The organism is Corynebacterium lactis RW2-5 (assembly GCF_001274895.1).
Classification (GTDB): Bacteria; Actinomycetota; Actinomycetes; order Mycobacteriales; family Mycobacteriaceae; genus Corynebacterium; species Corynebacterium lactis.
The window spans coordinates 2,460,778-2,474,389 of record NZ_CP006841.1; the positions used below are offsets into that span (position 1 = coordinate 2,460,778).

General features: G+C 59.2%; 13 protein-coding genes. 2 read left to right on the top strand and 11 right to left on the bottom strand.

The genetic code is table 11. The annotated features are described in order from the left end of the window. Positions 1-9 precede the first annotated feature (9 nt). The 3 genes from CLAC_RS10890 to CLAC_RS10900 form a co-directional block, all read right to left on the bottom strand. Positions 10-1,215 (bottom strand): glycerophosphodiester phosphodiesterase family protein, encoded by a 1,206-nt coding sequence (locus tag CLAC_RS10890; protein WP_053413416.1) that lies wholly within the window; start codon positions 1,213-1,215, stop codon positions 10-12. Positions 1,216-1,430: 215 nt separating this feature from the next. After that, a complete protein-coding gene (locus tag CLAC_RS10895; protein WP_053412940.1) occupies positions 1,431-2,135 on the bottom strand; it encodes an LppP/LprE family lipoprotein in 705 nt (234 codons plus the stop codon). Between the two features lie 121 nt (positions 2,136-2,256). Further along, positions 2,257-3,546, bottom strand: coding sequence for an adenylosuccinate synthase (locus CLAC_RS10900; protein ID WP_053412941.1), 1,290 nt, complete (start codon positions 3,544-3,546; stop codon positions 2,257-2,259). A gap of 50 nt (positions 3,547-3,596) precedes the next feature. On the opposite strand from CLAC_RS10900, the gene CLAC_RS10905 reads away from it, so the two are divergent. Both CLAC_RS10905 and CLAC_RS10910 read left to right on the top strand, forming a co-directional pair. Then, positions 3,597-4,487, top strand: a complete 891-nt coding sequence (locus CLAC_RS10905) for a hypothetical protein (RefSeq protein ID WP_245621873.1) — start codon at positions 3,597-3,599, stop codon at positions 4,485-4,487. Positions 4,488-4,651: 164 nt separating this feature from the next. After that, a complete protein-coding gene (locus tag CLAC_RS10910; RefSeq protein WP_053412942.1) occupies positions 4,652-5,362 on the top strand; it encodes a DUF1707 SHOCT-like domain-containing protein in 711 nt (236 codons plus the stop codon). A 59-nt stretch (positions 5,363-5,421) separates the two neighbouring features. Here CLAC_RS10910 and CLAC_RS10915 read toward each other — a convergent pair whose 3' ends face one another. The 8 genes from CLAC_RS10915 to CLAC_RS10950 form a co-directional block, all read right to left on the bottom strand. Continuing rightward, positions 5,422-6,030 (bottom strand): NADPH-dependent FMN reductase, encoded by a 609-nt coding sequence (locus tag CLAC_RS10915; RefSeq protein ID WP_245621874.1) that lies wholly within the window; start codon positions 6,028-6,030, stop codon positions 5,422-5,424. Positions 6,031-6,273: 243 nt separating this feature from the next. Further along, a complete protein-coding gene (locus CLAC_RS10920; RefSeq protein WP_245621875.1) occupies positions 6,274-7,599 on the bottom strand; it encodes an FUSC family protein in 1,326 nt (441 codons plus the stop codon). A 41-nt stretch (positions 7,600-7,640) separates the two neighbouring features. Beyond that, on the bottom strand, positions 7,641-8,051 hold the full coding sequence (locus CLAC_RS10925; RefSeq protein WP_053412943.1) for a DUF3151 domain-containing protein: 411 nt from the start codon (positions 8,049-8,051) through the stop codon (positions 7,641-7,643). 57 nt (positions 8,052-8,108) lie between these two features. Then, positions 8,109-9,350, bottom strand: coding sequence for a glycoside hydrolase family 76 protein (locus CLAC_RS10930; RefSeq protein ID WP_053413420.1), 1,242 nt, complete (start codon positions 9,348-9,350; stop codon positions 8,109-8,111). 71 nt (positions 9,351-9,421) lie between these two features. After that, the gene (locus CLAC_RS10935; RefSeq protein WP_053412944.1) at positions 9,422-10,183 is read right to left on the bottom strand and encodes a TrmH family RNA methyltransferase; all 762 of its coding nucleotides are present in this window, start codon (positions 10,181-10,183) and stop codon (positions 9,422-9,424) included. Then, a complete protein-coding gene (locus CLAC_RS10940; RefSeq protein WP_082313385.1) occupies positions 10,170-10,970 on the bottom strand; it encodes a lysoplasmalogenase family protein in 801 nt (266 codons plus the stop codon). Before CLAC_RS10940 ends, CLAC_RS10935 begins: the two co-directional genes overlap by 14 nt. A gap of 1 nt (position 10,971) precedes the next feature. Then, positions 10,972-11,520, bottom strand: a complete 549-nt coding sequence (pyrE, locus tag CLAC_RS10945) for an orotate phosphoribosyltransferase (protein ID WP_053412946.1) — start codon at positions 11,518-11,520, stop codon at positions 10,972-10,974. Between the two features lie 89 nt (positions 11,521-11,609). After that, on the bottom strand, positions 11,610-13,535 hold the full coding sequence (locus CLAC_RS10950) for a type III secretion system chaperone family protein (RefSeq protein WP_053412947.1): 1,926 nt from the start codon (positions 13,533-13,535) through the stop codon (positions 11,610-11,612). Positions 13,536-13,612 lie beyond the last annotated feature (77 nt).

The window sequence follows — 13,612 nt, forward strand, 5'->3', positions numbered from 1 at the left end:
ATAGGGAGGCTACTTCTCCGTCGGGGCCGGGGCGGGCAGCTCCATGCCGAGCTCGGAGAGGACCTCACGCAGGCGGGTCGGGTAATCGGTGATGAGGCCATCGACACCGGCGGCAATCTGCTCGCGCATGGTCTCCTTCTCGTTGACCGTCCACGGGACGACGGCCATGCCCGCCTCGTGCGCCTTGGAAATCAGCTCCGGCGTGGCAATCGGGTTGTAGTCCGAATCGGAGGGCTTCTTACCGTAGGGGACGCTGTGGCCCGGGGAGAGCACCTGCACACCGACCTGCTTGGCTGCCTTGACAATGTCACCACCGACGGCGTCGTAGTCCACGTCGCCGATCCACGGGGAGTCCTTCTTCCAGGTCGTCTCATCCCACAGCAGTACCAGCGGGATATCCGGGTTCCGCTTGGCTACGAGCGGCAGCGAGCGCCAGTCAAAGGACTGAATCATCACGCGGTCGGCCACTCCTGCGCGGTCAACCTCGTCCAGAATGGTGTCGACGAACTGCTGCGGCTCAGCCGAGTCGCCGCGCTTCTCCCCCTCAATCTTGGTCTCGATGTTGAAGTGGATGTTCTTGTTATCTTTGGCCAGCTCAAACAGCTGCGGCAGCGTCATCATCTTGTTGCCCTTGATGACCTCCGCGTCCGGGAAATCCTCCAGCTGCTTCGCGCAGTCCAGAGTAGAGAGCTGCTCAAACGTCAGGTCGTGCACCAGCTTGCCGACATACGGGAACTGCGGGTCGCCTTCCTTCACCGGCTTCGTGTCCGCGCACTTCTCCGGCTTGACCTCCGGGTCGTGCCACACCACCGGCACGCCATCCTTAGTGATGACAATGTCGAACTCAAGCGTGGTCACACCCAGCGCCAGCGAATTCTTCATTGCCTGCATGGACTCCTCCGTCCACTGGCCACGGCCGCCACGGTGCGCCTGCAGGTCGAAGCCCTGCGGCAGGTTCTCGACCGCTTTCGGCTGCGGATTCGCCTGCGCGTTTAGCGGCGAGACATCCTTCTTCTCGAAAGTCCTCTGCTGGCTCGCTGCTGCCTGCTCGCTGGATGCGCTTGCCGACGACGCGGACGTTGTCGCTGCGCCATCATTACCGCTAGCGCATGCGGCAACTGGTGATATGGCAAGAGCACCCACCGCTAGCGCCGTAATCGCACGACGGGCACGCGAGTGAGTGCTCTGAGACTTCTGCTGTACCGAGTCCGGCATTGCATTGTCGACAAGGTCGGTCGGACTCGGGACGGGTGGCTTGACAGACGACATGGCCGATAGGGCTCCTTGACGTAGGTAATGACGGAGCGGTCGCAACAATGCTACAAAGCGGTTGCGTACGCGACCGCAGAAAACCGCGGAATTACGCTTTTCGCCACCACCCTAAACCGGTTCAGGTGGATGTGCATCCGGGGCCTACCGGAGCAGGAGAATCACAAGCCAGTATTCGGAATCCGACCTTCATGCTGAACCTGTGCGCCGTCCCAGTAATAGGTCACGGTGCTTGTGTACTTACCAGCGGCGGCATTCGCATCTCCGCTGTCCCTTAGCGCCTCCCAGTCCTTGTACACAACCTCAAGCCCGCGGGAGGATGGTGCAGTACTCACCACTTGCTGCGGATAAGTCGAGTCAATCCCCAAATACTCGCCCTTATGGAAAAAGATCAGCAGAGTTTCATACTGTGCATTTCCCTGCTGGGCCTGCTCGACCTTTGCATAGGTCAGGTCAGCTGCGGAATCGAAATTGGTATCGCCCTTAAATACCCAGCCCCCGAACTTGTTCGGATAGTCTCGGTTGACACGATTCACCGCTTCCGAAACTGCTTCATCGGAGGTTTTCGGCGCTTCTTCAGTTTCCGAGGCGTTACCTCCCACCCCCTGTCCAGCTTCATCCGCGCTGGATGAGGAGCCCGAAGGGAGCATTGACGCTCCGGAATCCGTACCGCCGTTACCGGCGCCCGTGCCCTCAGCAGAACTGTCGCTTACAGGCGAGGTCGGGGAATCCGAAGCGGACGACGAGACTGAGCTCGTGTTCGACGTCGTATCCGCATCTGCGCAGGATGCCAGCAGCAAGGAGCTGCCGAACAAAGCGGCTACGGCAAGGTGTGCTGTCAGTCGTGGTGTACGCAAAATAATCACGTTCCTTCTTCTGCCATCGCGTGCACCACAAGATACAGGGAACGGTTCTTTTGTACAGCCCCCAAAATGACCGGGCCTTAACTAGGGGCCACCTCTGGACTCAGGCTCCTTCAGTCCCGTACTAGTTTTCCATCACGTCATTGACCACGATGGTCTGGTCGCGGCCCGGACCGACACCAATGTAGGAGATGCGGGCGCCGGAGAGCTCCTCAAGGCGGTTCAGGTAATCCTTCGCCTTGTCCGGCAGCTCATCGAAGGTGCGGCAGCCGGTGATGTCCTCGTCCCATGCCGGCATGGTCTCGTAAATCGGGACAGCGTGGTGGAACTCCGACTGGGTCAGCGGCATCTCGTCGTGGCGCACGCCGTCGACGTCGTAGGCGACACAAATCGGAATCTCGCCGATGCCAGTCAGGACGTCCAGCTTGGTGATGAACAGGTCGGTGAAGCCATTGACGCGGGCGGCATAGCGGGCCAGAACCGAGTCGTACCAGCCACAGCGGCGCTTACGGCCGGTGTTGACTCCGACCTCACCACCGGTGGTCTGCAAGTACTCGCCCCACTTGTCGAACAGCTCCGTCGGGAACGGGCCCGCGCCGACGCGAGTGGTGTAGGCCTTCATGATGCCCAGAACGCTGGTAATCTTCGTCGGGCCAATGCCGGAGCCGACGCACGCGCCACCCGAGGTCGGGTTCGAGGAGGTCACGAACGGGTAGGTGCCGTGATCAACGTCCAGCATGGTGGCCTGGCCGCCCTCCATCAGGACGTGCTTTCCGTTGTCGAGAGCCCGGTTGAGCTCGTACTCCGCGTCGATAATCATCGGGCGCAGGCGGTCCGCGTAGGACATGAAGTACTCGAAGACCTCGTTCGGGTCGATTGCGCGACGGTTGTAGAGCTTGACCAGAATCTGGTTCTTCTGGGCCAGCGCAGACTCAATCTTCTGGCGCAGGATCGACTCGTCCAGGATGTCCTGAACACGCAGGCCGACGCGACCGACCTTGTCGGCGTAGGTCGGGCCAATACCGCGGCCGGTAGTGCCGATGGCGCGCTTGCCCAGGAAGCGCTCAGTCACGCGGTCCAGCGTCTGGTGGTACGGGGCCACCATGTGCGCGTTTCCGGACACACGCAGGCGCGATGCCTTGGCGCCGCGGGCCTCCAGGCCGTCGATCTCATCAAAAAGCGCCTCGAGGTTGACCACGCAGCCATTACCGATAATCGGGGTTGCGTTTTCGGACAGAACACCCGCCGGCAGCAGCTTCAGCTCATACTTCTCACCGCCGACAACGACGGTGTGACCGGCGTTGTTGCCGCCATTGGGCTTTACCACGTAGTCGACGCGGCCACCGAGAATATCGGTTGCCTTGCCCTTGCCTTCGTCGCCCCACTGGGCACCGACGATAATGATTGCGGCCATAGTCCTACTTCAACTCCTGGATTGCAGACAACGCACTAAAGTGTAGTCCTATGCGAATTGTTGTGCTGCAGTGTGGCCCCGAAGCGCCCTCTTTCCCCGATTTGCTCAGCGAATCCGCCCCCGCCTATTCGCTTCACGACGTCTCCCTCATCCCAACCCGGAAAGAACTGGCGTTCGTTGATTCCCTCGCCAAAGAGGTCCTACCGGTGGACACGGCTCCGACTCCCGAGGAAATTTCCAAACAGAAGTCCGTCGAGCACCTGGGAGCCCCACAGCCGGCACCCCAGACACCGAGCGAACCGCTACGCCTTGTAGTTCACGGCACGGACGCCGCACTTGCAGCCGTTGCGACGTACCTCATGCGCAAAAATCTTCTGTGGATTGAGCTCGCCCACTTGCCGACGGCACCATCGGCGGCCGCGAAAAACTGGGCCCTTGGAGGCGGGGCGGGCCTGACAGCCGATGAGGCCCTGACCCACGCAACCGTTCCGGTGCCTCTTATCCGCGACGATACCGGCCATGCGATTGTCGGCTACGCGCTACTGACCGAGCCGGGAATCTCGGGCCTGTCGTCAGCCAAAGGGTTCACAGGCGAGGTCTACGTAGACGAGAACCTGATGTTTGCCGGGTCCTCCACGGGACTGCAGCTGCGCCCCATACCGGATGCCCCCGGCATTGTCGCCGCTGAGATTCCCGCACCTGAGCAGGACAGCCCCGCTGGAGCTAACCGCGAAGGCGGATTCCTATCGCGATTGCGACCTGGGGGACGCCGTAAAGCGAATGCGAGACAGGCGCGCCCGCCGCACAAGCCGATGACCGGGCGCGCAGTACAGGTAGGCAGCTTGGGCTTTCGATACGTGCGCGACGGCGTTGAGTCGCGCAAGCCACGCGAGAAAACTACGTTGTACCGACACCTGCGCGACCTGCAAATTGTCCGGTAGTGCTCACTTTGTTTAACCAGCAAGGTTGAAAAGGAACAGCTAGGGTATGGAATACACGCGTGACCGTGGGGACTCTGCCCCTGCAGGCACGTAAGGCCACAATCAACAGGCTATTCAATTGGCATGCAATTGACACAGATCGAGCCGCATTTTAGGAGCTTCCAATGAGCGACAACCTGCCTCACGGAATTCAACCGGGCAACTCCGACAAGCCCCGGATGCGGGCCGGGAATCAAGCAAGAGAAAAGACCATCGCGAAGCTCGAATGGGCTTTTCGCGATGGCCAGATTGATTTCGCCGAGCTTCAGGAGCGCACCCAAGCAGCTCACGCGTCTACATATGTGGACCAGCTGCCTCAGCTGGTAAACGATTTGACGCTACCGAACCCCCGATCCGGAACGGTTGCCCCCGCCCCACACAACGGTGAGGCAGTTGGGCGCCATAGGGCGTCGGCAAGCGGGATGGGACAGGTCGAGCGCCAGAGTGAGTTTCAACGAGGCCCCAACGAGAGCTGGGTCTCGCTAGCGGCTTTTAGCGGAAACGATAAAAAGGGACGCTGGCACTGCGCCCCTCAGCACACCGTCGCAGCGGCGTTTGGCGGAGTTGAGTTGGATTTAACCCAGGCTACGCTGTCCGAGCAGGATACCTTCATCAATGTAGGCTGCGCTTTTGGCGGAGTCGACATTCTCATTCCCGACTCCTACGCCCTGAATTTGCAGGTGCTCCCTGTTTTTGGAGGGGCGACGACCACTGGCGAGTACCTCGGTTCGCCGACCACACAACAGTCGACAGACCCGTCGGCTCAGCCGCGAATCACAGTGCGCGGCTTCGTCGCCTTCGGAGGAGTCGAGGTCAAGTGGGTGCCCTCGGCATAAAAGCCGAGGGCACCCCCCCAAAAAAAAGAGGCGGACGGACTCGCCTACTTCTTGAAAATTTACTTCTGAGAGCTCACGAGCTCCGCGAAACGCTCGATGTAACCGCGAACGAACGCGATAGTGTCCTCCGGGACAATGTTGCCCTCGCTATCAAGGAGCCACGGGGAGTTACCGAGGAAGACCTCAGGCTGGCCCAGCATTGGCATGTCAAAGTAGGACAGCGCTAGTCGGAGGTTCTTCTGAGAGCTGTAGCCACCCATCCGGCCGACGGAGTGGCTAATGATACCGGCAGGCTTACCCTTCCAAGCAACTTCACTATTGGGCTTCGATCCAATATCGACAGCATTCTTCAGGCACGCTGGAATAGTACGATTATTTTCCGAGGTCACGAAAAGAATACCGTCGGAGTTCTTGATGGTGCTGCGAAATTCGTCGTACTCGTCCGGGGTCTGCACATCCGAGACTTCGGGGTCATCGTAGTCGAAGTTATAGAGGGGAAGATTGCCAATCTCAACGATGGAAGCCTCGAACCCCTCAGGGAAATATCCGATAGCATTTTTGGCGATTTTGCGAGCGATGGAACCGCGACGCAAACTGCCAACGAGAACTGTAATCTTCTTGAGCTGGTTCTGAGACTGCACGGACGATTCCGTTACGTTGTCGGCCACTTTTTTCCTTTCTAAAGGACCTATTGGATAGGAGAAAACTGACTAGCCTCACTCTGAGAACAGAGATGAGACTTTTTGCTTTTCATCAACGTGGCCGAAGATAGCAATCAGCCAAAAATAGGTCAATCTTATATTTTCGCAGTATTGAACTTAATAAGTTACTAAAGAAGAAATGGGGAGGGTGGCCCCGGGAGATGATGCCAGCCAATTCTTTGTTCAAGCCCTCAGTCAGGCTGTGAAAAGTTACTCGTCCCAAACCTCAGGCGGCATGGCTGGATACTCGGTCGTCGGAGGAAGAGTCGCGACTGCGGAGAGTCGAGACAGTCCACAAACTTGTAGTAAATCAACCATCAATGAGCGACATTGGGCAAAAACAACCTGCTCCGACAAGGTAGCCCCCTCCACTACATTTGGATGCATCCTCGCCGACAGCCGACGCAGGTAACGCACAATATCCTCCAGCCCTGCAAGATCTTCCGCGACTCCTAACTCCACTGGAGAAGTAGCGGTTGCCTCTTTGTCAGATGACTGGGTCACTGCGGACTCATACGGAAGCTCCCCCCAAGTCGGAATCTTGCGTATCGCAGCTTCATTGTCCAAAAGAAGTCCAACGAACCTGGCAGCCTCGGAGACTCCAACGACAAGATCACACAGACGAGAATCAAACTGTATATGGTCCTCCCTCGCCGTTATTGCCCGGCGCGCAAGCACTCGAATATTGCGCATTGCGTTGTCAACCGGATGCACTACTCGCGACAGCGATTGAATCTCCTTCCGCGACCTCCATAGCAGCGGTGAGATACGCACTTGCTCAGCCGCATCGGCCACAGTTCCATCCATTAGAGAAACCTTGGTCTGCATGGAGCGTACGACACTCAGAGCGGTACGGATACGCTCAGTGTCAGCTTCCCGCATGCCGATGCCAATGTCATAGAGCGAATCAGCGCCCATATCCAACACTTCGGCAATCTTGCGGCGGGCCCCCGCAAGCGGATTACGTGGCAGCACTACGAGCACGAAAATACCAATCACGCCACCAACCAGGGCATCAATCATTCGGTGATAGGTCCCCGCGGTACCCGGAGGAATAATCGTCGCAATAAGGACAGCCGAAGATGCTGCCTGGTTAACTACCAGCGGGCCACGGCCAATAAAAACGCCAATGACCATTGCGACAAACACCCCAATAGTCAGCTGCCAGGTTCCCGGGCCGAGAATCGAAATAATCACATCGCCGACCCCAACCCCCAGCGAAGCACCGAGGACCAGCTCCATCGAATGTTTAATTCGTGGCCCCGCGGTCATCACATTGAGGCTGATAAAGGCAGCCATTGGCGCAAAAAATGGGTTGGGATGGTTAAGGACGCTGAGCGCGACCCAATAAGCGATACCGGCCGCCAGGGTCGCCTGAATAATCAGCATCCACCGCGACTTCACCCGGTTTGCGGCATGCAGGAACCTGGTCCTAGGGCGCATACGGCGCCGAACAGCATGGGCAGCTCGTGATGCAGGATGCAGGTAGGCCTGGCGAAAATCCAGGAAATCAGGCCTCGGATTGTCCGGTTCCACCTGACTCCTCCCCTGCTCCGGGCCTAATGGCTCGATGCCGCTCACAAGCCAAGCGCGCCAATCGCTGACTCATCGCTGTCACGAAGAAGCGCCATCATGCGGTCGAACTCCTCGTCCTCCCCGATTGCACGGGCGGCCTTAGCGAGAGCTGCGAACGCGCGGAGCACCCCTCTGTTACCCTCGTGCGACCAAGGAATCGCGCCAAAGCCCTTCCAACCGTTGCCGCGGAGAAGATCTAGGCCACGGTGGTACCCGGTGCGCGCAAACGCATAGGCCTGGATCTCTTCGCCCGCTGCGAGGGCCTGCTCAGCGAGCTCAGCCCACGCCTGGGAATCCTTCGGACAAGCTCGGGCAACGTCCTCAGCTGAAGCACCCGCATGGCGCGCATCCGCAGCCGCTTCGAATGCAGGAAGATGTACGGGCGGTGGCGCCATCATGTCATTAAGTTTCATGGCCACTATTGTGCCAGCGAAGCCCCAATCGCAACACCGGTTCAGGCCAAGTCGATCCTACTCGCAAACAGGCCTCGGTAGCCCTCCACCAGCTGCATCCCCCGCAGAGTTACCCGCAGAGGAAGGACTTCCCTGCTGAGCGGTCTTCGCCATATGATCCGCAATCATCGCGCACGCCTCCATCAGCATCCAGCCGGACAGTTGCACCGACAGATCGCGCTCCTTAATCGCAGATTCACGCACCGCACCCGCAATCGACAACCCGACAGCACCGCCGCCCTGCGGGAACTTCGCATTATCCGTCCAATCGGCCGGGAAAAGAGGCAATCCATCAACCTCGAGTCGGTGGTACCAGCATTTCTCACCGGAAGTCAGCACCAAACGGCGGGCAATTCGAGCCGCAGCCCTGCTCATCCGATCATCCGCAGGCAAACGAACCGCGGCATCGGCCAGGTAGCGCGCCAGAATTCCGTTGAACAGGCCACCATCGCCACCGCCTGCGCCGGCGATAACGTGGCTGGTCGTAGCCATGTCCTTAGCCACGGCGTGGATGAGGTTCTGCACCCGAGTGAAGTACTTCGTAGCTCGGTCACGGTCGCCCCGCCCACGAAATGCAAGGCCAATTTCCAGGCAGGCCCCAATCATCACGCCCTGGTTGTAAGTGAACATTCCCTTTTGCACGACCGCACCGGTCATGGACATCCGCACACCGTCGTAAAGCAGCCCAGAATTAGCGAGCAAATTATCGTAAACCCACTCCACCAGCGCTGCAGCCTCCTCAACGCGGCCGTGACGAGCCAGTGCGATCGCCGCAGGACCGTTCGACGGCACGTTAAAGAAGACATCGTTTTCACGCCACGGCAAAACACCAACGGAGGATTCGGTGCCATCCGCCAGGCAGGCGACCAACCGCTTTGTCGTCTTACGGGGCTTCCGACTGCCAACGACTGCGTCCGCGCGCCCCAGAGCAAGCGCCATCCAGGCGCGATCGTCAAAATACTTATTCGACGTCAATCGAGAAAGGTTGCGAATCCGAATTCCCCGAACAGTATGCCGAATTGCCCGGTTCTTCTCCTTCGAAGGAACACGCGCGGCCGCATCAACGAGGCAGTCCAGGTAATGCGCCTGCCACCAGTAATGCCAAGTCAAGAAAATCTTATGCTTGATGGGGGCCGGCCAGGAGGGAGTGGCCAAATTAGTGCCCGGCAACCCCCACAGCTTTGCCGCATGGCGATTGCGAATCGCCTGCTCCGCCACGTCCGCCCGATATGCCCATGTCTCGGCCTCCGGACGCGACATCTTAACGACCACTGGCTCTCCTTAAAACAGCCTGCAATAAAGCGTTTGATTACCTTAGCTGTACCAGACAATTACCAGGCAGAACTAATATCTGCATACCTACGCACCCACGCATGCATAGCGATACCAGCCGCCACCCCAGCATTAATCGAACGGGTCGAACCGAATTGGGCAATCGATACGGTCATATCTGCCGCGCGGCGTGCCTCTTCAGTCACTCCGGGCCCCTCTTGACCAAAAAGCAACAGGCAGCGTTCAGGCAATTCCGCAGTCTCAATCGGGATAGAACCCGGCACATTGTCCACCGCAACAACAGCCAAATCATTCTCGCGCGCCCAGTCCACCACTTCGCCTACCGACGAATGATGCAGCAAGTGCTGGTAACGATCTGTCACCATCGCCCCGCGACGATTCCAACGTTTTCGCCCCACAATATGGACGGTCTTCACCAGAAAAGCATTGGCGGTGCGTACGACGGTTCCGATATTCGAATCGTTCTCGAAGTTCTCAATCGCGATATGCAGCGGGTGCCGACGCTGATCCAAATCCGCGACGATTGCCTCCATGGACCAGTAGCGGTACGCGTCCACGACGTTGCGACGGTCGCCCTCGTCGAGAAGCGTTTGATCGAACTCTTCCCCCACCGGGCGCGGCTGGCCGGGGTGCTCAACCTCCCACGGGCCGACGCCAACCCGAGCCTCGAACCACTCCGTAGGCCCCTTGCCCGGCGCGGGCTCGAATGGAGCATCGCCCGATGCGCCGTTGTCGCTCTCCGCATCCGAAACCGGCCCACCGGAGGCTGCCCCAGAAGGCACAAGCTTAGGATCGGTCAACGGCCAACAACCCCTCCACCAGGAAAACCTGCGCCATGGTGTAGGTGTCCATCACCGCAGCATTCAAAAGCCTACCGACGACACCTTGCTCATCCACGAGCTTGCGCGCCATCAACAACGTATCGGAAATGAGGAAGAGGTTACCGCCGTGGCCAAGCCCGAAAGCCGGATCGGCCACAGGAAGCCCCGACGGCTCATCTGTGGACAAGCCCGGAGCAGAAGCCACGAGCGCGGGGTCATCTGCAAGTACAGAAGTCGCAGCCAGCAGTGGGCCATAACCCACCGCCGCGGGCAGCATCGACGGCTTCAGGGCCGCAACCAGCGGAATTGAACCTGCCCACAGCGGGAAGCGAATCGCGGTGCGCACAGCGTCCATGCGGGCGCCCGCACGCCACAGCAGAACGTGATAGGCAGCATGATTCACCGCGAACGCAGCCGACCCCTTATTGAGGTTCGGCTTGTTGGGCATCAGCAGTAAATCCCCCAGCCAACCGCCCGCAAGGCCGATGAGCAGGGCGGAGGTCGTAAAGCGAGAGGTTTCCCCACGGCGGCGCCAAACGTTGACGGCGAGTAGGGGCATGAGCACGGTCTTCGAGACGCGGCGAGGACCCTCCCAACCAAAAGCGCTCGAGACAACGTTGACAGCGCTCGCGGCGAGGTAGCCGACGCGCTCAGGCGCACTGCGGAAACCATTCTTCTCCGGACCGCCTACGACGTCACGTGAGATGGACACCAAAGCGCCGAGACCTTCGGTGGTACGGCGAACAAAAACATCGGAAAGGGACATGTTAGGCCAGTCCCAAATCGTCGAGACCAAGCAAGAATCGGTACTCAAGGCCCTCTGCTCGAATCACATCGCCAGCGCCAGTTGCACGATCAACGACGGTAGCTACGCCGACGACCTCTGCGCCAGCCTCACGGAGCGCGGCAACAGCAGTCAGCGGCGAGTTGCCCGTAGTGGTGGTGTCCTCAACGACCAGCACCTTCTTACCGACGATATCCGGGCCCTCAATGCGACGCTGCATGCCGTGCTTCTTGGCTTCCTTGCGGACGACAAAGGCATCGATCGGTCGTCCCTCCGCATGCATCACAGAGGTGGCGACGGGATCAGCGCCAAGAGTCAGGCCGCCGACATGAGCGTAATCCCAGTCCGCAGTCAGCTCGCGGAGCAGGGAACCAATCAGACGAGATGCTTCATTATGTAGGGTCGCACGACGAAGATCCACGTAGTAATCGGCCTCCCGGCCGGAGGACAGCGTGACCTTACCGTGGACGACAGCCAACTCCTTCACGAGCTCAGCAAGGCGCTGCAGCTTAGTGGAATCAACATTGGTCATTTGAGAACTCCTTTTAGTTTTGATGCTTAGCGACGTGACGATTTGAAGCAGTCTAGGTAAAAGTTGCGCATTCGGAGAGAAGCGCCCGGTCAATCCTTATCCTGAGCAGACGAGGTGGCTTCTCCCTTCGACTTTTCAGCGCTATCTGGCACCTCTGAGTCTTCGGAGGCTACCGAGGTAGCGGGCGCTGGCGAGTCGGATTCGGAGTAGTCCTTAAAGATGCTAGCCGGGCGAGCATTCGACCGGACGATGCTCCCCCCTCTCTCCTTCAGCTGACTGTGATCTGGGTCCTCGCCCAACGCCGGAATGTCCTCACTATGCGCGCGCATGTCCGCTGGCATACCGACATCACTCACTCCCATCCTGCGAGCTGTCAGGCGAGTCGGAAGCTCCTCCGACTTCAGAGAAGACTCACGAACCGGTCTCCACGAGGACTTATCGATTGTCTGAAACTCCTGCTCCTTAGGGCCTGCACGATTCGAGCCCTCTTCATCAGCGCCCGCCCCGGGTTCATCACCAATCCCATCAAGTTCTTCAACATCCAAGACGTCCACGACCTCCAACGGCTCTTCGTCGGCCGAAGAAAAATCTGCGCTTCCCGGGGAGGACGATGTCGGGGCACCGGACTTACCTTCCGGAACCACCTGTAGGCGGCCTCCGTGTAAACCGCTCGCCCGCTGGTTCTCATCCACTGCGGCCGCAGTCAATTGCAGCCGGGTCGGATCCCACTGCCCCGTCTCCAGCGAATAGGTTTCCCCCTCGGCTGGGGGGAGACGCCTCGCGATATCGGAGAAAGCAGCCAAAGATTCGAGCGCTCGATCCCACTCTTCCGAGTCTGCACCAGGAACCAGTTGGGCCAAAGACCATTCATTTTCCGACCAAATGCGTTCAATTACCGGGTCCAATTCAGCCAGCATCCGATTTGCGCGGTCGTCGAAAACGCGATGAATGAGTTCCGGTGTCGTTGCCGCAACCTTGAGACCGGCCTCTGTAGCAACATGCGGCAGAGATGTCTCGCCACTGCGACGTAACTCGAAAACCTCATCGCTTGCGACGGTCCGTCGCAAGGCGAGGAAGGTGACCCCAGAGATATCAGCCAGGTGCATTTCACGGCCATGCGAGAAACCGGAAACAACGGCTTTCGCATCACCACCGGGTGTCCTCCGCCAGTAGCTGGGAAGCTCGCGATCAGTCCGAGCAAAGGTCGCATTGCGCGCAACTGCCCATGCTTTGCGCTGTTGACGAAGTCGGCGCCCACGAAGTGGCCGTCGGGAATGCTCCTCCTTGCGGGGTGCCGATGCGGAGGCAGCGACCGGTTGTCCTCCGCCGGCGCTCTCGTGGCCGGAATCAGCGTTCTCGGTGCTATCGGCACTCTCGCCCTCGTCGCGGGAGTGCGACTCAGCTTGCGGAGTTTCGGTAAGCCCTGAAGCTTCTGTCTCCTTTGGCCCGTTTTGGGCTTCCGGCTCTACTGACGCCCCGTCCCTCGCTTCGGATGCTTCAGTCGCTGCGGAATCTGGCTGACCTGCGTTGGCAGAATCGCCAGAATCCTGGGCAACTTCCTGCTCACCAAAACCAGAGGGGCTAGAGGCACCCTCGACAGGATTGTTATTGGTGGCACCACCGGTCACGCCCGGCTCGGTCACCTCAATTGAGAGAGCCGCGTCGTTGGGCTCTTCCGAGCCGTCGGCCTGAAGACCATCCTGATCCGCGCCCTCGAGGAACTTTTCGTCTCCATCCAGATTATGTTCATGATCCGCAGTGTTCGAAGAGCCACCCTTTCCGAGTTCTCTAGCAGAGTCAGTGTTCGCATCTGCCGATTCCTCGTTTAATGAGTTATCAGACTCCGACTGATGAGCATGCGCGGCAAGATGTTCTGAAGTGTTCGAACTCGAGTTGGAAATGCCGTCGGCTGGGTGTACTGCGCTGCTCTGCTTGCGGCTGCGACGGTCCACGATAAGCAGGACTATAGCCACAACGATTAGGCCTGCAGCGAGGATGAAAACAAATGGAATCATTAACCACTTAGCTTAGGCCAGATGCGTACTCGAGTTTGGCAGGCGGAGCCGGTCTAGGTCCGAATGCCCCTGGCGGA

Bases quoted from the DNA above. Each gene is read 5' to 3' on its own strand.
- CLAC_RS10890 (WP_053413416.1), bottom strand. From the start codon at position 1,215: ATGCCGGACTCGGTACAGCAGAAGTCTCAGAGCACTCACTCGCGTGCC.
- CLAC_RS10900 (WP_053412941.1), bottom strand. From the start codon at position 3,546: ATGGCCGCAATCATTATCGTCGGTGCCCAGTGGGGCGACGAAGGCAAG.
- CLAC_RS10905 (WP_245621873.1), top strand. From the start codon at position 3,597: ATGCGAATTGTTGTGCTGCAGTGTGGCCCCGAAGCGCCCTCTTTCCCC.
- CLAC_RS10910 (WP_053412942.1), top strand. From the start codon at position 4,652: ATGAGCGACAACCTGCCTCACGGAATTCAACCGGGCAACTCCGACAAG.
- CLAC_RS10925 (WP_053412943.1), bottom strand. From the start codon at position 8,051: ATGAAACTTAATGACATGATGGCGCCACCGCCCGTACATCTTCCTGCA.
- CLAC_RS10930 (WP_053413420.1), bottom strand. From the start codon at position 9,350: ATGTCGCGTCCGGAGGCCGAGACATGGGCATATCGGGCGGACGTGGCG.
- CLAC_RS10940 (WP_082313385.1), bottom strand. From the start codon at position 10,970: ATGTCCCTTTCCGATGTTTTTGTTCGCCGTACCACCGAAGGTCTCGGC.
- pyrE (WP_053412946.1), bottom strand. From the start codon at position 11,520: ATGACCAATGTTGATTCCACTAAGCTGCAGCGCCTTGCTGAGCTCGTG.
- CLAC_RS10950 (WP_053412947.1), bottom strand. From the start codon at position 13,535: ATGATTCCATTTGTTTTCATCCTCGCTGCAGGCCTAATCGTTGTGGCT.